This is a genomic window from Priestia aryabhattai B8W22, from assembly GCF_000956595.1.
Lineage (GTDB): Bacteria > Bacillota > Bacilli > Bacillales > Bacillaceae_H > Priestia > Priestia aryabhattai.
Genome location: NZ_JYOO01000011.1, coordinates 68,963 through 88,601 on the forward strand (window position 1 = coordinate 68,963; position 19,639 = coordinate 88,601).

General features: G+C 37.7%; 26 protein-coding genes and 1 pseudogene. 5 read left to right on the forward strand and 22 right to left on the reverse strand.

Annotated elements, in window-relative coordinates; genetic code table 11:
- Positions 1–4 precede the first annotated feature (4 nt).
- Both N178_RS10670 and N178_RS10675 read right to left on the reverse strand, forming a co-directional pair.
- Positions 5–571, reverse strand: a complete 567-nt coding sequence (locus N178_RS10670; RefSeq protein WP_025750557.1) for a ComE operon protein 2 — start codon at positions 569–571, stop codon at positions 5–7.
- A gap of 96 nt (positions 572–667) precedes the next feature.
- The gene (locus N178_RS10675) at positions 668–1,312 is read right to left on the reverse strand and encodes a helix-hairpin-helix domain-containing protein (protein WP_237758443.1); all 645 of its coding nucleotides are present in this window, start codon (positions 1,310–1,312) and stop codon (positions 668–670) included.
- An 87-nt stretch (positions 1,313–1,399) separates the two neighbouring features.
- Between N178_RS10675 and comER the strand changes: the two genes are divergently transcribed.
- The gene (gene comER, locus N178_RS10680; protein WP_025750559.1) at positions 1,400–2,230 is read left to right on the forward strand and encodes a late competence protein ComER; all 831 of its coding nucleotides are present in this window, start codon (positions 1,400–1,402) and stop codon (positions 2,228–2,230) included.
- A 40-nt stretch (positions 2,231–2,270) separates the two neighbouring features.
- Here the strand turns inward: comER and N178_RS10685 are convergent, their stop codons facing one another.
- The 8 genes and pseudogenes from N178_RS10685 to N178_RS10720 all read right to left on the reverse strand — a co-directional run bounded on the left by N178_RS10685 (position 2,271) and on the right by N178_RS10720 (position 7,362).
- Positions 2,271–3,029: a class I SAM-dependent DNA methyltransferase gene (locus N178_RS10685; protein ID WP_045292090.1), complete on the reverse strand. Its 759-nt coding sequence runs from the start codon at positions 3,027–3,029 to the stop codon at positions 2,271–2,273.
- On the reverse strand, positions 3,026–3,379 hold the full coding sequence (gene rsfS / locus N178_RS10690) for a ribosome silencing factor (protein WP_013085071.1): 354 nt from the start codon (positions 3,377–3,379) through the stop codon (positions 3,026–3,028). Before rsfS ends, N178_RS10685 begins: the two co-directional genes overlap by 4 nt.
- Positions 3,372–3,944 carry a bis(5'-nucleosyl)-tetraphosphatase (symmetrical) YqeK gene (gene yqeK / locus N178_RS10695; RefSeq protein ID WP_045292091.1) on the reverse strand — a complete coding sequence of 191 codons (573 nt, stop codon included), beginning with the start codon at positions 3,942–3,944 and terminating at the stop codon, positions 3,372–3,374. Before yqeK ends, rsfS begins: the two co-directional genes overlap by 8 nt.
- Positions 3,931–4,503, reverse strand: coding sequence for a nicotinate-nucleotide adenylyltransferase (locus N178_RS10700; RefSeq protein WP_045292092.1), 573 nt, complete (start codon positions 4,501–4,503; stop codon positions 3,931–3,933). The genes yqeK and N178_RS10700 overlap by 14 nt, the downstream gene beginning before the upstream one ends.
- 60 nt (positions 4,504–4,563) lie before the next feature.
- On the reverse strand, positions 4,564–4,863 hold the full coding sequence (yhbY, locus tag N178_RS10705) for a ribosome assembly RNA-binding protein YhbY (protein ID WP_013059260.1): 300 nt from the start codon (positions 4,861–4,863) through the stop codon (positions 4,564–4,566).
- A gap of 18 nt (positions 4,864–4,881) precedes the next feature.
- A complete protein-coding gene (aroE, locus tag N178_RS10710; RefSeq protein WP_080890170.1) occupies positions 4,882–5,721 on the reverse strand; it encodes a shikimate dehydrogenase in 840 nt (279 codons plus the stop codon).
- Between the two features lie 85 nt (positions 5,722–5,806).
- Positions 5,807–6,846 (reverse strand): annotated as a pseudogene (gene yqeH / locus N178_RS10715) (ribosome biogenesis GTPase YqeH); the annotation flags it as partial.
- Between the two features lie 3 nt (positions 6,847–6,849).
- Entirely contained in the window at positions 6,850–7,362 is a 513-nt protein-coding gene (locus N178_RS10720) for a YqeG family HAD IIIA-type phosphatase (RefSeq protein ID WP_013059263.1), read from the reverse strand.
- A 549-nt stretch (positions 7,363–7,911) separates the two neighbouring features.
- Between N178_RS10720 and N178_RS10725 the strand changes: the two genes are divergently transcribed.
- A complete protein-coding gene (locus tag N178_RS10725; RefSeq protein WP_013059264.1) occupies positions 7,912–8,052 on the forward strand; it encodes a sporulation histidine kinase inhibitor Sda in 141 nt (46 codons plus the stop codon).
- A gap of 76 nt (positions 8,053–8,128) precedes the next feature.
- Here the strand turns inward: N178_RS10725 and N178_RS10730 are convergent, their stop codons facing one another.
- Positions 8,129–8,911 (reverse strand): phosphatidylserine decarboxylase, encoded by a 783-nt coding sequence (locus N178_RS10730; protein WP_045292093.1) that lies wholly within the window; start codon positions 8,909–8,911, stop codon positions 8,129–8,131.
- Positions 8,912–9,025: 114 nt separating this feature from the next.
- Here N178_RS10730 and pssA point away from each other — a divergent pair, with 114 nt between their 5' ends.
- Complete coding sequence (gene pssA / locus N178_RS10735; protein ID WP_013059266.1) at positions 9,026–9,565, forward strand: CDP-diacylglycerol--serine O-phosphatidyltransferase; 540 nt, start codon at positions 9,026–9,028, stop codon at positions 9,563–9,565.
- A gap of 175 nt (positions 9,566–9,740) precedes the next feature.
- Here the strand turns inward: pssA and N178_RS27010 are convergent, their stop codons facing one another.
- The gene (locus N178_RS27010) at positions 9,741–9,890 is read right to left on the reverse strand and encodes a hypothetical protein (RefSeq protein WP_169746663.1); all 150 of its coding nucleotides are present in this window, start codon (positions 9,888–9,890) and stop codon (positions 9,741–9,743) included.
- Between the two features lie 216 nt (positions 9,891–10,106).
- On the opposite strand from N178_RS27010, the gene sigK reads away from it, so the two are divergent.
- Positions 10,107–10,871: an RNA polymerase sporulation sigma factor SigK gene (gene sigK, locus N178_RS10740; RefSeq protein ID WP_045292096.1), complete on the forward strand. Its 765-nt coding sequence runs from the start codon at positions 10,107–10,109 to the stop codon at positions 10,869–10,871.
- Between the two features lie 130 nt (positions 10,872–11,001).
- On the opposite strand, the gene N178_RS25890 is transcribed toward sigK, so the two are convergent.
- The 6 genes from N178_RS25890 to N178_RS10765 form a co-directional block, all read right to left on the reverse strand.
- Positions 11,002–11,142, reverse strand: coding sequence for a YrzI family small protein (locus N178_RS25890; RefSeq protein ID WP_014458165.1), 141 nt, complete (start codon positions 11,140–11,142; stop codon positions 11,002–11,004).
- A gap of 387 nt (positions 11,143–11,529) precedes the next feature.
- Positions 11,530–11,760 (reverse strand): YrhC family protein, encoded by a 231-nt coding sequence (locus N178_RS10745; RefSeq protein WP_045292097.1) that lies wholly within the window; start codon positions 11,758–11,760, stop codon positions 11,530–11,532.
- 81 nt (positions 11,761–11,841) lie between these two features.
- Positions 11,842–12,975 carry a bifunctional cystathionine gamma-lyase/homocysteine desulfhydrase gene (locus N178_RS10750; protein WP_045292098.1) on the reverse strand — a complete coding sequence of 378 codons (1,134 nt, stop codon included), beginning with the start codon at positions 12,973–12,975 and terminating at the stop codon, positions 11,842–11,844.
- 1 nt (position 12,976) lies between these two features.
- A complete protein-coding gene (locus tag N178_RS10755) occupies positions 12,977–13,900 on the reverse strand; it encodes a PLP-dependent cysteine synthase family protein (protein WP_045292100.1) in 924 nt (307 codons plus the stop codon).
- 143 nt (positions 13,901–14,043) lie between these two features.
- Complete coding sequence (mtnN, locus tag N178_RS10760; protein ID WP_028411671.1) at positions 14,044–14,739, reverse strand: 5'-methylthioadenosine/S-adenosylhomocysteine nucleosidase; 696 nt, start codon at positions 14,737–14,739, stop codon at positions 14,044–14,046.
- A gap of 17 nt (positions 14,740–14,756) precedes the next feature.
- Positions 14,757–15,398 carry a class I SAM-dependent methyltransferase gene (locus N178_RS10765; protein ID WP_013059274.1) on the reverse strand — a complete coding sequence of 214 codons (642 nt, stop codon included), beginning with the start codon at positions 15,396–15,398 and terminating at the stop codon, positions 14,757–14,759.
- Between the two features lie 138 nt (positions 15,399–15,536).
- Here N178_RS10765 and N178_RS10770 point away from each other — a divergent pair, with 138 nt between their 5' ends.
- Entirely contained in the window at positions 15,537–15,752 is a 216-nt protein-coding gene (locus N178_RS10770) for a YrzA family protein (protein ID WP_033579671.1), read from the forward strand.
- Between the two features lie 13 nt (positions 15,753–15,765).
- Here N178_RS10770 and N178_RS10775 read toward each other — a convergent pair whose 3' ends face one another.
- The 4 genes from N178_RS10775 to greA all read right to left on the reverse strand — a co-directional run bounded on the left by N178_RS10775 (position 15,766) and on the right by greA (position 19,591).
- The gene (locus N178_RS10775; protein WP_045292102.1) at positions 15,766–16,431 is read right to left on the reverse strand and encodes a YrrS family protein; all 666 of its coding nucleotides are present in this window, start codon (positions 16,429–16,431) and stop codon (positions 15,766–15,768) included.
- Between the two features lie 117 nt (positions 16,432–16,548).
- On the reverse strand, positions 16,549–18,315 hold the full coding sequence (locus tag N178_RS10780) for a peptidoglycan D,D-transpeptidase FtsI family protein (RefSeq protein WP_028411673.1): 1,767 nt from the start codon (positions 18,313–18,315) through the stop codon (positions 16,549–16,551).
- A 119-nt stretch (positions 18,316–18,434) separates the two neighbouring features.
- The gene (locus N178_RS10785) at positions 18,435–18,995 is read right to left on the reverse strand and encodes an isochorismatase family protein (RefSeq protein WP_372456109.1); all 561 of its coding nucleotides are present in this window, start codon (positions 18,993–18,995) and stop codon (positions 18,435–18,437) included.
- Between the two features lie 119 nt (positions 18,996–19,114).
- Entirely contained in the window at positions 19,115–19,591 is a 477-nt protein-coding gene (greA, locus tag N178_RS10790) for a transcription elongation factor GreA (RefSeq protein WP_013059279.1), read from the reverse strand.
- Positions 19,592–19,639 lie beyond the last annotated feature (48 nt).

Genomic DNA, 19,639 nt, shown 5'->3' on the forward strand with positions numbered 1-19,639 from the left:
ATCTTTAATTTGCCGTAAACAATGCGAGAGCTTCACGCTGTAAATTCATCACTTCTGCTTCGTCAGCTCCGCTTTTTTCTAAACGAGCGAGAACATCCGTCACAAATTGAAGCTTCTCTTTACTTTTTAAGTCAATGATTGCTTCATCAAGTTCAACTTTTGCTGTTTTCACTCCCGCCTGTTGAAATAGCTCAACAGCATACGGATGATTTTTGTAATCATTAGCGTAATATACTGTTTTAATTCCCGCTTGAATAAGGGCTTTACAGCAGTTTAAACAAGGAAAATGCGTGACGTATACTTCCGCATCTTCTGTTTTCACACCAAACTTAGCACACTGCAAGAGTGCATTCACTTCTGCATGGACAGTTCTTACACAGTGTCCATCAATCACATAACAGCCTTCATCAGCGCAATGCACGCCTCCGCTGATCGAGCCGTTGTATCCTCCAGCTATAATACGTTTATCACGCACCACTGTAGCCCCAACAGCCAGACGTTCACAAGTGCTTCTTAAAGCTAGCAAATGGCTTTGTGCCATAAAATATTGATCCCATGAAATCCGGTTCATCTCATTCCCTACCTTTTTATTTAAAACTGAATAATTATAATTATACTTGTCTCTTTCATAGTGTAGCGTTTTTTTTCCTTTTTCGTCAATAAGTCTCTACTGTACCGTAATTTGAGCTTTGATTTTTTCTAGCGACTTCTCGCCAATACCTGATACTTGCCCCAAATCCTCTACTGTTTGAAACAAGCCATTTTCCTCTCGATATGAAACGATGGCACTCGCTTTTGAAGGTCCAATGCCATTTAACGCTTGCAGTTCATCAGTGTTCGCTGTATTGATATTAACAAGGGGCTGATCATTTGAAGTTCCTGAGGAAGAGATTGAAGAAACTGAAGATGAAGGGGGAATTTCTTCTCCAGCAGCTGGAATATAAACAGCCATTGCATCTTGTAGCTTGCTAGCTAAATTGAGCTGTCTTAAGTCCGCTTCTTTCGTAGCGCCTCCGGCTTGTGCTAGAGCATCTTTTACCCTTGCATCTTTCGGAAGCTGGTATACACCAGGCTTCTGAACAGCTCCTTTAATATCCACCATCACAAACGGGGAATCTTGGCTTGAAATTACTTGCTCAGACGACTCTCCTTCTTTTTTTGTAGCAGAAGATTCTGCCTTTATTATATCTGAGGTTTGAAGAGAACTTTCCGGTTTCTCTCCGCCTGTGCGATAGATATAAAAAGCCAACCCAACTGCTAAGCAAATACACCCAATTAGCCATTGTTTTTTTGAAAAAGTCAAATTGTACACTCCTTTGAATTTTGAAGTAACGTCATAAATTCCATTACGTCTTCATAGTGTTTAGAAGAAAAGGCTTTTGAAGGAGGGAATGAATCAGTGAACATAGGGTTTATCGGAACAGGAAACATGGGGAAAATATTAATTGATGCGTTTATTGAATCAAAAGCCGTACGTCCTTCTAAAATTACTATTATGAATCGTACAAAAAAAAGGGCCAAAGAGATTCAACAGCAGCATAAAAAAATTCATGTTGCTGATACAGCTGAAGAAGTTGTTCACGCATCCAAAGTCATTTTTATTTGTGTTAAGCCATTGGATATTCACCCCCTTTTAATAAAATTAGAACCACTGCTGACGAAAGATCACTGCATTGTATCCATTACCAGTCCAATTAGCGTAGAACAAATCGAACGCCTCATTCCGAGTCAAGCAGCTAGAATTATCCCTAGCATTACGAATCGGGCATTAGCAGGTGTTTCTCTTTTCACGTTTGGAGAAAGATGTACGCCTTTTTACCAAAATTATTTACATGAACTATTTTCATCTATGTCAAAGCCTGTGGCCATTGATCAAACGATTACGCGCGTATCATCCGATATCGTAAGCTGCGGTCCTGCATTCTTCAGCTTTTTGCTTCAGCGCTTTATTGATGCAGCAGTTCAAGAAACAAATATTTCTGAAGAAGAAGCTACGGTCATGGCCAGTGATATGATTATTGGAATGGGAAAACTGTTGGAAAAAGAAATATTTACGCTTCCTACCTTACAGGATAAAGTATGCGTAAAAGGTGGGGTAACTGGAGAAGGTATTAAAGTTTTAGAAGCTGAACTCGGAGAGATGTTTGTTCACGTATTTCAAAAAACACATGAAAAATTTGACGAAGACATTGAGCTTGTTCACAATCAGTTTGATAGTCTTATTCCATAATTTCTATAGAAATCCTGCTTTGAAACAAAAAAAGAAGCCTCTACTCGGCTTCTTTTTTTTGCGCAGAGAAAAAGATGCGCTCACTGTTTGAAGTAGGCTTACTCATTTTGAAATCTGCACTTATTTCTATATTTATAAAACCAGCTTCGCTCAGCCATGAGTGATAATGGTCAATCGACCAAGTGCGCTGAGCATGCACTTCATCAAAGCGATGATATGCATCGATTTCTTCATCATAAGCAAAAAACGTAATGTCATGCTCTACGCGGAGATCTGCATCATTATAGGCGCAATTCCAAATATATGACACGTCTTCATCTACGTAAGAAAAAGATTGATTTCCAAATACGTCCTTCATCTTGTGCACTGAATGAACATCAAATATAAAGAGCCCACCTGGTTTTAAGTGTTTATATACACGTTGAATGGTCTCTTGAACTTCTTTATCACTTTGCAAATAGTTCAAAGAATCACAAAAAATCACTACACAGTCAAACTCTTTCAATAACTCAAGTTCCGCCATGTTTTGCTGAAAAAGAGATAGCGTTACCCCTGCTTCTGCTGCCTTTTCTTGAGCTACCATAAGCATGTTATCAGACAAATCAACACCTACTACGGAGAAACCTTCTTTTGCAAATCGAACAGAGAGTTCTCCTGTGCCGCAGGCAAGGTCTAATATACTGTCAGGCTTTGTTTTTGCTTTTGCCACCTGCTGATTAAAAAATTCAGCCCAATCGTCATACGGAACGTCTGCCATTAGCTGATCATATACGTAGGCAAATTCTCCGTACCTGCTCATAGCTGTAGCTCTTCTGAACTTACAAATGGTGCATCTCCCCATAAGCGTTCTAAGTTATAATATCCGCGCTCATCTTTATGGAAAATGTGAACCACAACATCTCCAAGATCAACAAGCACCCACTTAGCCTGCTCAAATCCTTCTAAACGCTTCACAGAAATGCCTTGTTCGTGTGCTTTTTCTTTAATTTCACGAGCGATTGCCTGCACTTGTTTATCTGAGTTACCGTGACAAATAACAAAATAATCTGCCACAAGTGAGATTCCTTCCATATTTAACGCTACGATATCGATTGCTTTTTTATCATCGGCTGCTTCTACAACAAGAGATAGCAATTCACGTTCAGTCATGTGTTTGACCTCCTAAGATTAAATCATTATATGTCATCATCGTATCGGGATAAACGGCCTGATGTTTGGTCATTAAAAAAGAAATGGTATTCTTTAATGATTGAATAAGTGCTGCATTTAAGTCGGTTTTAGCTAACTCCCGCACTTCATCAACACCTGGAAATCTCCTTCCAGGTTCAATGTAATCAGCAACGTACACAATTTTTTCAAGTAACGTCATGCCAGGTCTTCCGGATGTATGGTAAGCAATTGCATTCAATACTTCCTTATCCGTAATCCCTACTTCATTTCTCACTAAAAACGCGCCTACTGGAGCATGCCATAATTCGGTATTGTATTCCAATAAAGTAGGATTCATGTTTTGATCAATAATAATTTGCTTCATCTCTTCCTTTGGACGAAACTTGGCATAGTCATGAAAAATAGCAGCCAGCTCTGCTTTTTTTTCGTCTGCTTCAAAACGTTTAGCTAATTCAATTGCTGTTTCCATTACCCCGACAGTATGAATATAACGACGTTCTGTTAACTGTTTCTTTACGATTTCTAATGCCTCAGTTCGATTCATATAATTGATTCTCCTCGATATATTGTTTAACACCAGCAGGTATAAAATAACGAATGGTTTCTTTCTTTACTACTCGTTCGCGAATAAAGGAAGAGGAGACATCAAACTGCGGAACTTCTACTTCTTTTATCGGGTAAGGGGACGTAATGGTATACCCCGGACGCTTTACACCTACAAATGTAACCAAATTGACTAATTCATCAATTTCATACCACTTCGGCAAATATTCTACCATATCAGCACCAATGATGAAATGAAACTGATACGCTGGATATTTCTCTGTTAGTATTCTCATCGTATCATATGTATATGAAGGCTCTTTGCGCTCAAATTCAATCGGCTGCAGGGTAAATTGATCATGTTCTTCAATAGCTAGCTTTAGCATTTGTAAACGATGGTATGGCTCAATAGGCTCTTTGATTGTTTTATGAGGTGGAATATACGACGGCATGAACCATATCTCATCTAATTTCAAGGCATGCAAAACCTCATTTGCCATCATTAAATGCCCCAAATGAGGCGGATTGAATGTTCCACCTAAAATTCCAATACTCTTCAACAATCCCCGACTCCTTTAATTTACTTCATTTTTAAATAGAGCGGGTTTCCCCGCTCTATTTCATTTCACTTTTGGAAGCATTAACTGCTTATTTTCGCGTGATTCTTTATATAACACAATTGTATTTCCAATCACTTGTACAAGCTCTGCTTTTGTTCCTTTTGTTAATCGAGCAGCAACCGTGTCACGATCTTCATCACAGTTTTGCAGAATGCTTACTTTTAATAATTCTCTTGCTTCTAATGCATCAGCAATTTGACCAATCATATTTTCATTGACTCCACCTTTTCCTACTTGGAAAATTGGATTTAAATGATGTGCTTTTGAACGTAAAAAACGTTTTTGTTTACCTGTTAACATAAAAACCTCCGTTGTATCTTATCTCTTAGTTAGTGTTGAAAGAACAATGTGTTCCATTGCCTCTTCGTCAGGACGGACGTTCGTCCACTTTTCAAATGCAAGTGCACCTTGCAGTACAAACATACCGACACCGTTATGAGTGCCTGCCCCTTTTGCTTCAGCCTCTTCCAAAAGCTTTGTTTTTAAAGGGTTGTAAATAATATCGCTGACTACCGCTGCTTTTTGCAATAAAGTAAGTGCTAAAGGCAGCTCATCAACGTTAGGATACATCCCCACCGAAGTGGTATTAATAATAATATCGAATGTATCTAGTTGTTTTTCCGCATCAGAAATAGACATCGCCGCCGTTTTCGTCGAAAAAGGCAGCTCATTAGCTAGTAAAGCTGCTTTTTCGACGGTACGATTGCATATCGCAATTACATCGGGAGCGTGCTGAGCTGCAATTGTATAAAAAATAGCTTTTGCAGCTCCTCCAGCTCCAATAATTAAAATTCTTTTTTGGGATAAGCCGCCTTCTACTGCTTTGAGTAAAGAAGTCACATATCCCTCTCCGTCGGTATTGTATCCAATATAACGACCATCTTGATTAACAACTGTATTTACAGCGCCAATTGCCTTTGCTAATGGATCGACTTCATCCAAATGATTCATAATATCAACTTTATACGGAATCGTGACATTAAATCCTTGAATATTTTTATCTTTTAGCTCTCCAATAGCTGACTCAAAATGAACAGGTTCAATCGGAAAAGCCTCATAGTGCGCATCCATGTTCAGACGTTTAAAGGCATCATTTTGCATCAATGGCGATAGTGAATGCCCAAGCGGATAACCAACTAGCCCATATAATGTACTCAAGATTTTTTCCCCTTTTTGTTTAAATTAAAGAATCGCGCACAAATACGCCGACTCCTTTTGGTGCATGCGCCACAACTTTTGAACCTGACTCATTAACCGTCACCCAGCCAAGCCCTGAAAAAACATATCCGTTTTTTCATTTTTTATTGTAAATTCATGTGCAACAAGTTCAGGAAACTTACTCATTTGCTCTGGGCGCGGCGGCTGAAGCAGTTCACCTGCTTGCTTTTCATACAACTCATCTGCTTTTTCAAGCTTTGTACGATGGATATGCAAATCATTCGATACGTAACATGTTAATGACTTGCGGCCTCCCTGCACATAATCTAAGCGCGCTAGTCCTCCAAAGTATAACGTTTGCCCTTCGTTTAGCTGATAAACCTTCGGCTTTATTTCTTTTTTAGGAGAAATTAACTTTAAGTCTCGTTTATCTACATAGTGAGCCATTTGATGGTGATTAATAATGCCAGGCGTATCATATAAAGACGCGCCGTTATCAAGCGGAATATCAATCATATCCAGCGTTGTTCCCGGATATTGAGATGTAGTAATAATATCTTTTTCTCCCGTTACTTCTTTAATAATGGCATTAATAAATGTCGATTTACCAACGTTTGTACATCCAACAACATATACATCTTTACCTTCGCGATAATGTTCAATAGCTTCGGCAATTTCTCGAATTCCTTGTCCTTTTTGCGCGCTCATGAGGAACACATCCACTGATTTTAGCCCAAGCTCTTTCGCTTCTCGCTTCATCCAATGAATTAGTTTATTTTTCTTTATAGACTTTGGCAGTAAATCTGCTTTATTTCCCACTAAAAGAACCTTGTTATTGCCAACAAATCGATGCAAACCAGGTAACCAGCTGCCGTTAAAGTCAAATATATCTACAACTTTTACAACCAAACCGTCCGTTTGACCAATTCCATTTAAGATTTTTAAAAAATCATCGTCGGTTAAGGAAACATCTTGTACTTCATTATAATGCTTCAAGCGAAAGCATCGCTGGCAAATAATAGCTTCTTTTTCTAATGCTGATTTTGGAGCGTAGCCAAGTTCATTCGGTCGTTCTGTTTGAATCTCCACTCCGCATCCTACGCACTGTATTTTTTCTTCACTCACGTTTTAATCCTCCCAGTTAATCATACCTTTTCGTTTCATCCAACCTAGAATTCTTCGTTCCATTTTACGGTTAAATTTCGTTACAAATCCATCTGTTTGCGCAACTGGTACAACCAAAACCGTATATACGCCTAGGCGATTTCCTCCTAATACATCCGTTAAAAGCTGGTCGCCAATGACCACAACCTCATCTTTTTGCAGCTCCATATCACGAAGAGCTCTTCTAAATGCTTTACGCATCGGTTTGCGTGCTTTATATACAAATGGAAGTCCAACTGGATCTGAAAACAGCTTGACTCGTTTCTCCACATTATTCGATACAATAGTGATTTTAATTCCACTATCTTTCATTAACTGAAACCACTCAATTAATTCCGGAGTGGCATCAGGGCGATCCCATTCCACCAACGTGTTATCTAAGTCGGTAATAATTCCTTTTATGCCGCGCTCTTTCAAATCGTCTGGCTTAATTTGAAACACGTTTTTCACATGTTCATTTGGTAAAAAAAGTTTCAACACGTATCATGCACCTCGAATATATAGTTACATACTAAAATTAACGCCGTCTATCATTATAACGACTTCTTGTTATTTTCCAACCTAAAATTTTATTCTCTTCAAAAACAGGTCTTTTCTTAGTATAAAGGATATGCCTTGTGAATGCTTTAACTTTATACAGAAAGTTATTGACAAAAGGTAGTAAACCTCCATTTGTTCGTGGGCTTACGATATATTCACTCTTTGCAAACTTAAAATAAAAAATAGTGCAGAAAACGTTTATTACTTATCAAATAGGGTAAGTGGTAAACAAATTCTGTTAAAAGTTTTCGACAAAAAATGATAAGCCCAACTATGTGGATAAGTTTATACACATTATCCTCTGTTATAGTTCAGCAATTAATGGTAATTATAAACAACATACCCACATTTTATCCACCGAAAGCTGTGGATAACAGAACGATTGTTCCTTTATTTGATTCATGTTAGATTATAAATAAGGAATTTATTAGCATTTAAATATAACTTTTTAGGATATTTATTTTAGTAGGAGGTGGCGGCAATCTTATGAGAAAATTATCAGATGAGCTGCTTATTGAATCATACAGCAAAGCAACCGAACTGCAATTAAGCCCTGATTTTATAAAATTAATTGAAGAGGAAATTGAAAGAAGATCATTAAAGATTAGCATACAAATTCCTTCTTAACGAATAAAAGAGCCTTCTTAATAAAAGAAAGCTGCATCTTCATTTATCATCTATCTACTCTTTTATTATATAGGCTCTATTTTTTCAAATGAGCAATTGGTTCTCCATACTTTACATAAGAACCTGAGTGAACGTTAGAATCAAAAGTGATTGAGTTCTTCTCAAATAATAAAATGACAGTCGAACCAAACGTGAAGTAAGCCATTTCTTCCCCTTTTTCGACTACTTCTTTTTTAGAAACCGCTTCAATACTGTTGATAAACATGGCTCCTACTTTTACCATCAGCATGTGACCATTTTCAAATGTTAACTCCGTGAGCTTCCGGAAATTTTTCACCAGCGGTTCTTTCCCGTACTTGATTCCTAATGAATTTACTGGATAAGACTTTTGTCCAACGGTCCACGTATTCCCTATTTGGGCTTTAAGCGGACTGTGAATGCGATGATAGTCTTTGGGACTAAGATAGAGGATAATAAACTGTCCTTCTATATATTTTTCAAGAATGAGATCATTTGAAATCATTTCCTGTATAGAATAAGGTTTGTTTTTTACAATCATTTCTTTTTGAGGCGTAATGACTCCATATGCTTCTATCTTTGCATCTACAGGACTGACAACGCTGTCTTTCTGCTGATCGACCGGACGAGCAGAAGGATCTAAACGGCGAATAAATAGCTCGTGTAAGTTTTGATAATGATGCAGAGGCTTGTCCATTTCTTCTTTATTTACTTTAAAAACTTTTGTATAGGATGGTATAACAAACCGACTCCATTTAGAGAAAGTGAATTTTCGAATGAGCTTCGATGATCCTTTGTGATTCGTAAGCTCAATAAACGTTCGATACAGGTGCTGCAACAATAATTTTACCTCCACATACTGAATAGTTCTTTACTAGACTAAGGTTTGCGTCTACAATGAAATTACCATTATTTTTACCTTTAGTTCATTCCATCCTTTAAAGGAGTGAGGAAATTGTTTTTATTAGACTATCTAGATCATACAATTAAAAAGCTGAGATCCCAAGCGGCAAACTCCTTAACGATTGTTAATTTAAGTTTAGGAAGCTTTGCTATTTTATTTGTCATGAAAAATGAATTGAACTTAAGTTTATTACTAATTTTTTTAGCAGCGTTAGCAGACCGATTCGACGGCATGGTAGCCAGAAAGCTGCAAATTGAATCTGAACTTGGAAAACAACTGGACTCCATGTGCGATATTATATCATTTGGCATCGCTCCAGCTCTACTACTTTATCAAAGTATTTTGTCTCACTTTGGTGCTGCAGGTTCAATTGTTACCATCTGTTACATTGCTTGCGGAGCGCTTCGTCTTGCCCGCTTTAACATCACAGAAAATACTGGGTATTTTACAGGGCTCCCTATTACCGCAGCAGGTTGTTTATTAACTCTTAGCTACCTGGGCGTCCCTTATTTGCCTTCACACTTTTATATGTTTTTGATTATCGTACTCGCTTGCTTGATGATTAGTACTTTCAAGCTAAAAAAAGTATAGAGCTCCATTTACTTTTGCAGAAGAATATTATCGTCTTGCTACTTTTCCTAATTATAGAATAAATCATCTTCTTTAAGAAACAAAGCGAAAATTCCTTAAGAATTCTTAAAAATGAATGGTTCTATTCGGTAGGATATGTCACCTAAAAAAACTCATGCACACGCATGAGTTTTTTTTAATACCAGCAGCTAAAAAACCAATAGAAGCTTCCGAAAATTAATAACAGGACAAATAGAACAATCAACAATCCAAGTCCCCAGCCGAAGCCTCCTCCACATGGGTAAGCTGGATAATTAGGATAACAGCAGCTTCCGTAACCGTACATACTCTCCCTCCTTACACTATGAACTACTACTAGCGTATGTACATACTTTTTCCCTGTATAGGCTGGTAACTATCTCTAAAGAAAAATCTGTGGACTTTTTCAAACTCTCTTGTCCCCGGGGGGAATTTTAAACGTACAGGCAAAGACATCCTTCTTTTTACATATAGTGTAATGTTAGTCTCTCACAAGTTGATATCCCCTTATGGAGGTGAAGAGATGTCTGCATTATTTACCGCACTAGGCTATTTCTTTAAAGAATTGGTTTTCCTTGTTTCCTACGTAAAAAACAATGCGTTTCCTCAACCCTTGTCTGCTGCTGAAGAAAAGAGATATTTATCTTTAATGGAACAAGGAGATCAAGAAGCGCGAAATCTTCTCATTGAACACAATCTCCGACTCGTTGCGCATATTGTTAAAAAGTTTGAAAATACGGGAGAGGATGCGGAAGATTTAATTTCAATTGGGACAATCGGTTTAATTAAAGCAATCGAAAGTTATTCTCAAGGAAAAGGCACAAAATTAGCTACTTATGCCGCGCGCTGTATTGAAAATGAAATATTGATGCACCTGCGAGCGCTCAAAAAAACAAAAAAAGATGTGTCGCTGCATGATCCAATTGGCCAGGATAAAGAAGGAAATGAAATCAGTTTGATTGATGTATTAAAATCAGAATCAGACGATGTAATTGATATGATTCAACTAAATATGGAATTAGAAAAAATAAAAGAATACATCGATATCCTCGATGATCGAGAAAAGGAAGTAATTGTTGGCCGCTTCGGTTTGGATCTGCAGGATGAAAAAACCCAGCGAGAAATTGCAAAAGAATTAAATATTTCAAGAAGTTATGTTTCGCGAATTGAAAAGCGAGCGCTGATGAAAATGTTTCACGAATTTTATAGAGCCGAAAAAGAAGAAAAAAAGAGACGAAGAAGAGAATTATCCTTCTTCCGCTCTTTTTTTAAAATAATTTCCAAATGATAATCCGCAGCAAACACATCATTACTCCCCCTACTAGTCATTTAGGTGGAATCTTTCTCCACAAGCAGCCATACAACGATATATCCTTTTTGATTAATCATCATTCATCCACTCCTTTCCACTGTTCAAATTAGAAATGACGATAAAATTCATACTTGCGGTCTTTTATTTCTTCTTCTAATTGTCTTACATACTGTTCATGCTTAATTTCTTCCTCTGAGTATTGACGGGACTTTATGGTAATAGTTAAAAAGAAAATATTCAGTGTCATTACAATCACCTCCTTATAAAAAAAACCACAGTTATGCATAAGCATCCTGTGGCTGAAAAAAAATAAAAACCACAGGGCTACTATTCGCACCTGTGGTGAATTGACGTGTTTTAACGATCAAGGTAAGAAAGTTACTTGATACAGGAACACGGCCGAATAGTATACGTATATAGACGATTTTTGAACATAGTCCAAACTGAATGATCCATACCTGATAAACGTCTTAACATATGACTCGACCTCCTTTTAATAAAGTATTTTCCTTACAATGGTAATTATATCCACGAACTTATAAAAAGTAAACTGTTTTTTTGAAAAATAGGGAATTTTTTTATTTTTTTAACCCTCATAAAAAAAAGACGATGAATAATCGCCTTTTTGTATCTATTATTCTTTTTCTTTCATTAATTCTTTTTTTAGTTTTTTAGTTTGATAACTAAAATAAAAAGCAAGGGTGGTAAAAAGAATAACGATCGCTTCCATTATTCCAAGCTGCATATCACTTTTTTCACCTTGGCCAATCATAACACCAATATACAAGAATGTACTTACGGCTAGAAGGACGTAAATAAAGCGGCTGTAATCTTCAATTTTTGCTTTGATGTGTTGAGCTTTCATACAATCACCTTCTCAGTAGAATGTTATATCTCTACTCTATCATAGATCTATAGGTCTATAAAAATCCTATTTTTACCACCTTTATTTCAATGCTCTTTCTAAGTCTTCAATTAAATCTTCTACATCTTCAAGACCTACAGAAATACGAATTAATCCATCTGTAATTCCTAGCTCTTTACGTCGGTCGCTCGGTATAGAAGCATGGGTCATTTTGGAAGGAATGGAAATAAGACTTTCGATGGCTCCTAAACTTTCTGCTAATGTAAAATACTTCACTTTGCTCAGCACTCGTTCCGCTTTCTCTTCGCTTCCCACATCAAATGAAACCATTCCGCCAAAACCTCTTGCTTGCTTTTTAGCAATGAGGTGGTTCGGGTGGTTTTTTAACCCTGGATAATATACTTTTGCCACAGCAGGATGAGCAAGTAAAAATTCTACTATTTTCCCAGTGTTGAATTCATGTTCTTCCATTCGTATTCCTAATGTTTTAATCCCCCTCATTAAAAGCCAAGAATCCTGAGGTCCTAAAATGCCTCCAGTCGCATTTTGAATAAAATGAAGGTCTTCAGCTAATTTAGGCGAATTCACAACTGCTATCCCTGCTACAACGTCACTGTGGCCCCCTAAATACTTAGTTGCACTGTGCAGAACAATATCCGCTCCTTTTTCGATAGGATTTTGCCAATACGGCGTACTGAATGTGTTATCAACGATGGTAAGTAAATGGTGTTGTTTAGCTACTGAAGAAGCATGCTGCAAGTCAGTAATTTTTAGAAGAGGATTCGTTGGAGTTTCAATAAAAATGGCTTTTGTGTTAAGACGAATTTCTTTCTCGATGTTTTGGATATCGCTTGTATCAATAAAAGTAGCCTCAATGCCGATACGGCTTAGCACTTTTGTGATCACTCGATACGTTCCTCCGTATACGTCATCTGTAATTAACACATGATCTCCGCTGTTAAACAGCATGAACACTGCAGTAGTAGCGGCCATACCAGATCCAAACGCAAACCCAGCATATCCTCCTTCAATTTCTTTGATAAGTTCTTCTAGGGCGTGCCGTGTAGGGTTACCGGTTCTCGAATACTCATATCCCGTATGTTTTCCTGCTCCCTCTTGTTTATAAGTACTCACTTGATAAATAGGAACAGAGACAGCACCCGTCTGCTCATCGCCAACAATTCCACCATGAATCAACTGTGTTTTACGTTTCATCTTATCTTCCTCCACTGTAAATATTTTTACTTAAGTACCGTTCACTGCTATCAGGAAAAATCGTGACGATATGAGCCCCTTTTTCTGCATTTTTTGCTTCGATCAGGGCTGCTTCGAAAGCTGCTCCTGAAGAACTCCCTACTAGTAACCCTTCTTTTAAAGCCAGCTCTTTCACTCTTTGAAAAGCATAAACATCTTTAACAGTATGAATAGCATTAAAATAAGACCGCTCCATATAATCAGGGATGAACTCCATTCCGATTCCTTCAGTTAAGTGAGGGCCGGATTTCCCACCGTTTAAAATTGAACCTTCTGGCTCAACAATGACTGTTTTTAGAGAAGGATTTTTTTCTTTCAAAAATTGCGCTGTACCCATAAATGTTCCCCCTGTACCTGCTCCAGCTACAAACACGTCGATTTTTCCATCAAGCTGTTCATATATTTCTGGCCCTAAGGTTTTGTAATAAGTCATAGGATTAGCCGGATTAGCAAACTGCTGAGGACAATAAGAACCAGGTATTTCACGCAGCAGCTCTTGAGCTTTGTTTATAGCACCTTTCATACCAGCCTCAGTAGGCGTTTGAACCACCGTTGCCCCTAAAGCCTTCATGAGCTGCTGTTTTTCAATACTGAATTTTTCTGGAACACATAGTATGACGTTTATTTCGTACTGAAGAGCAGCTAAAGCCAGCCCGATCCCCGTATTCCCAGCAGTAGGCTCAACCAGCGTTCCGCCTCGCTTCAGTCTTCCAGAGCCAAGAGCTTCTTGCAGCAGTTCTTTTCCTAAACGATCTTTTACACTTCCTCCTGGATTAACATATTCCAGCTTGGCAAATATCCTGATTTCCCTAGGTAAATCAAATTGTGTAATCTCAATCATAGGTGTGTTTCCAATCAATTCATGAACGTTTTTGACTACCTTCATAATCTTGAACACCTCGCTATCGAAATAATATAACTTAACCTATAAATAAAGTAGGAATTAAGATAAAAATATAGTCTACACCCCATGTTATGACAAACGATGCAGAGTGTAGACGAAAACAAACTCTATATTTTATGAACAGCTTATTTTAATTTTGTAATAAAATTCAATACTAATTTCGTTGAATTAACAGCTGCTTTTTCTAAAAATTGCTCAAAAGAAACATTTGATTCTTTGCCGGCGATGTCAGAAAGAGCACGAAGAATAACAAACGGTACGCCAAATTGATAGCATACTTGAGCAACAGCCGCTGCTTCCATTTCAGCTGCATAAAGGTCTGGAAACTTAGAGCGAACAAACTCTACGCGCACAGGATCGTTCATGAACGAATCTCCTGTAGCAATTAATCCTTTTACAATTTTCATATCCGTTACTTCAAGAGCGCTTTCTTCAGCAAGGCGAACTAGTTTTTCATCTGCTTTAAAAGCTGCAGGCAAGTTTGGCACTTGACCGTATTCATAGTTGAATACCGTTACATCTACATCATGATGACGAACTTCTGTTGAAATAACCGCGTCCCCTACGTTTAACTCTGGATGGAAACCGCCTGCTGATCCTGTGTTAATAACGTAATCAGGTTTGAACTTCTCTAGTAAGATGGCTGTAGATAACGCCGCATTTACTTTTCCAATACCTGATTTTAATAATACAACCTCCACGCCGCTGATTGTTCCTGTTGAGTATTCACATCCTGCGATTACTGTTTCTTGACGATTCTCAATTTTATCGCGTAAAATCGTCACTTCTTCTTCCATTGCTCCAATGATTGCTACTTTCATTTTAAAACCTCTTTCTACTATTGTTTCGTTGCCTCCAATACCCACACAAAGTGATTAAATTGTGTAAAGGTTATGTGAAAACCATTGCTTTCAAAGATTTGCTTTAAGACAGGGATCGTTGTATAGTATTCCCTCTCTAGATCTTCTGCTAGTTGCGTATACCCTTTTTGTTTTGCCTGAACAATGGTATCAGCAAATGAATCCGCTGTTTCAAACATTGTATCGGCAAACACTATTTTACCACCGGTTTGAAGTAACTTTCCATAGTTTATCACAGCTTCTTCTTTTTCTTTATCTGTTAAATGATGAAATGCATACGTACTAACTAAGCTCTCTGCTGGAAACAACGATGTATCAAACTGTAAAAAGTCTCCCGGTGTGACTAAAACATCTGCTCCTAATTTCTGGTGTGCCAATTGTCTCATTGGAACTGACGGCTCAATTCCTACTACCGTAAGTTCTTTTTCTAAAAGTTTTTTTGTTAAGTTTCCAGTGCCTGTTCCAAATTCTATCACATGCCCTATTGAACGGTCTGCTACATATTCTAAGATTTCATTATAATTGCGAAACACTTCTCTATACTGTTCATCTTTCCCGCTTACCGATGCATCATACTCATTCGCCCACTTTTCAAAGATATCTAAAAACTCTAGCCCCATAAAAAACGCCTCCTCATAACTAATAATTCTTATGGATATAGTATGTTTTTAGTCATCGTTTGTTCTTCATTTACAAATATTTTAAGCTTTTAACTTTCTATTTGCTATACTATAGTAATGAGGTAAGGAGGCCGTAAGATGAATTTTGAATTTGAAATGATTGAAGATAAAATAGAATTTTTTGAAGCGCCTGATGTTAAAATGCTTGAAAAACAAATTGCTGAAAAAATTGATCAAAATAAGGCGATTTTACTTGAGGTACATAGCGTATCTCATCAAATGTCTGTGGACTATGAACAAGGTAAAAAACTGTACTCTGCAGTTGTTCATTTCAAAATAAAAAAGCAGCGCTAGCGCGCTGCTTTTTTTATTGAAGCTTATCCACTACTGCGGGCTTCCAGCCTTCTCCATCTACCCATTCAATTTGAACGCGGTATTTTGTTGATGAGTTGCCTTTAGGACTAACCGTAGCTACAGCTTTACCTACGCCACCGTTATTACCTAGACGCCATACGGTCATATTGCTTGGGCTAATGCCTGACCCTTCGCCTACAGCTTTTAGCATTTCGTTCCAATCCGTTGATCCTTTTTTATATGTTGCTGCAGGAGCATCTTGTGATGTACCTACTGAATCCCATGAAGGATCTACCTTGCGTTCTGCCACGCCAGGCTCTGGATTTTTCTCTACTTCAGCCTGTGAATCTGAGTCGTTTGATTCTTCATCTGTTGCTTGATCATCTTCAGAGCTTTGGTCATCTTCAGAGCTTTGATCGTCCGTTGCTTGATCCTCTGTTGCTTGATCATCTTTCGAAGAATCATCGTCTTTTTTAGCCGTCTTGTCCGTTTTTTGGTCATTTGTTTGCGGATTGTTTTGAGTTGTTTCCGCTTGGTTATCCGATTTATCCTTGTTTCCAAGAATCATCGTACCACCGACAAATACAATTAAAACCGCTACGACAGCAATTAACAGATTATATAATCGGTTTACTTTTTTTTCTTTGTTTTCGTGTCTTGAAGAACGATTGTTATTCATTGCTACAATTTCCTCCAACTTTTATAATGCTTTATTCTAACATGTGTTTTCTTATACATGAAGCATCAAAATTTATTTGAAGTATATTTGTAATATTTTTTACAAATTCTTCTTGTTTTAACGTGTATTTAAGTCATACATCCCTTTAACAATATCATAAAATACGCTGTTTGTGGGAGATATCGCACTTTTTGTATTTAAATCCACTACTACCATTGCGTATTTTGGATCATCTGCCGGAAAGTAACCCGCAAACCATTTATTGACGATATCGGCCTTCACATTGATTTCAGCAGTTCCTGACTTTCCTGCCACTTCATAAGGAAGCGTTTGAAATCTTCTTCCTGTTCCTTTTTCGCTCTGTACGACGCCTTTTAAAAGCTGCTGCATAGAAGCAGCTGTGGCTTCATTAATCGTATCTCCTTTTAGCTCATGCTCTTTAAACGTATACAGTGACGTATTATTTTTATAGTCCAGCGCATCTACCGCTTTTACCTGCTTCTTTTCTCCTCCCCGTGCAATTGTCGCCATCATATTTGCTACTGCAAGCGGAGTCACTTTTACGTCAAGCTGTCCAATTGCTGTTTGCGCTACAGCATTTGGTACTTTTTTTTCTCTATCATTTGTCCAAACTCTTCCCGATTTTTCTCCTAAAAACTGCTTAAAATGTTCAAAGTGAAACACATCACCCGTCCATCCTACAGGCTGAAGAAGCCCTAACTTATCAGCATATTGTTCAATGATATCCGGATTAGATATTATCATTTCTTTTGCTAGCTGGGCAAACGTTGCATTACAACTTTGCGCAAAGCTTTCTTCAAACGTCAGCTGCCCTTTTTGATGATCTTCTTCTACATTATTGCCATAAATACTTTTATCGCAGTTATAGGTAAAAGAAGGCTGAATTTTATTTTGTTCAAGCGCTGCAGCTGCTGTTACGGTTTTAAATATAGATCCAGGAGTTTGCGGCGTCAGCAAACGATTTTCTACGCTGTCTGAACCGTTTTGCTTTTTAAATGGATCTTTCTTATTAATTGAAGGCCTGCTGGCCATCGCAATTACTTTATTGTTTTTTATATCAATTAAGACGGCTCCTCCGTCTTTTAACTTATAATGATTCAATGTATTCTCCACTAGCTCCTGAGCAGACAAATCAAGCGTCGTACGCACACTGACTGGATAATAAGGGTTAGCTGTGCCCGTATATTTTACATCGATGCCAAACATAGGCCCACCTAGTCGATCAACATGATAAAGGAGCTTAGACTCTTGTTCAGGCAGCAAAAACTCGTCAAAAGCCCTCTGCATCCCTGAGATACCTACAGGTGTAGTTGATTTAATAGCTCCATTTTTCAATTTATCACTGTACTTCTCTTCAATTATTTGTTTGCTTTGTGCTTCTAGTCCGATTAAATGTTCAGCAAGAGGAACTGGACGCTCATCTTTTAGAGGAATTCCAAACACGCCAGGTACCTTTAATGCATTTATTTTTTCGACTTGTGCATGGGATAATTCTTTTGTAATAACAACCGGTGTTTTAGCATTCGCTAGTCTGTTCGTTAATTCCTGTGGTTGCATTCCCACAATTTCGCTTACTTGCTGAACGGGCCACTTCATTTTTTCTAAAAACGGAAATAGGACTAAGCGATTATGCGTGATAGATGTTAAAGACTGTCCATTTTTATCTTCGAATTTCCCTCGCCCGTCGTCTACCACCATTTCCTGCGTACGCTGTTTTACGCTTCCTTCAATTAAGTTAATATTTTTATCAGTAAAAGATTCCGTGCTGACAAGCTGGAGTTGAACAAGCCGTGCTCCCAGTCCACTAATTAATAATAAAATAAAAATAAGAGTAATATAAATTCGCTTGTGAATTATTTTCATGACTACACCTCACTCTTTACAAGTGTCGACGTTGCCATTACTTTTAAAACCATTATCTTAAGAAATATTCATTCTTTTTTTCATTCCATAAAAAAACTTGCTGATTCAGCAAGTTTTTATTATTCATTTTCCGTTAAAAATTGTTGAGTTGTTCGTAGCTTTCCTATTTTCGGAAAGATGTAAGAAAGAGTGGCCTCATGCTCTTCTTTTGTAAATGTCGCCATGGCATCCGTGATAAAAATTTGGTTATATCCATACTGAAATGCTTCACGAGCTGTGCTTTCCACACCAATGTTTGTTGCAATTCCGCAAAGGACAATTGTATCAATTCCTCTTCGGCGAAGCTGAAGGTCTAAATCTGTCCCAAAAAAGGCTCCCCACTGACGTTTTGTCACAATGTAATCAGTCTCTTGAACATTAAGTCTTGGATCGAATTCTGCCCAGTCTGCAGGTCTTTCTTGAGGAGCAGATGGCTTTTGATCCGTTTCTGGCGTCAACGCATCTTTTCCATCTTGAAAATCTACTCGTACAAAGCTAATAAATCCATTTTGTTCGCGGAAACGATTCACAAGCTGAACAGATTTTTCTACAATTTCGTCTCCTCCAATTGGCACAATCCCTTTTTGTAAATCAATTAAAACAAGCGCTGTTTTAGTAAAATCGATATCTTTCATCTTCATCTTTCCTTTCCTACATATCTTTTCTATTCTCTCCGTTTTTTTAAATCATATAAAAAAAGCTGACGCGTGTCAGCTTTTTTACTTACGAGCATTCAGTAGAACGCTTCCAACCATATGTTTTACTTAACAGATACAATTTTCACTGACATATCTCCACCAGGAGTTTGAACAGTTACTTGATCTCCAATTTGTTTGCCCATTAGACTTTTAGCAATTGGCGAATCATTTGAAATTTTCCCTTCAAATGGATCTGCTTCTGCACTACCTACAATTGTATACGTTTCTTCGTCACCATCTGGCAACTCTACAAATGTTACAGATTTACCTAATGATACGATAGAAGAATTTTCTACATCTTCTTCAATAATTTTCGCATTGCGAATCATATTCTCAAGCGTTGTAATACGTCCTTCCACGAAAGCCTGCTCGTCTTTTGCAGAATCGTACTCAGAGTTCTCCGATAAATCTCCAAAACTGCGGGCGATCTTGATACGCTCTACAACTTCTTTACGTTTTACTGTTTTTAAATATTCTAGCTCTTGCTCTAGCTTTAGCTTTCCTTCTTCTGTCATTGGAAATACTTTTTCTTGTGCCATAATCCCTTCACTCCTTCTTGAACTCAAAATCTCTAGTGTATACAGTCG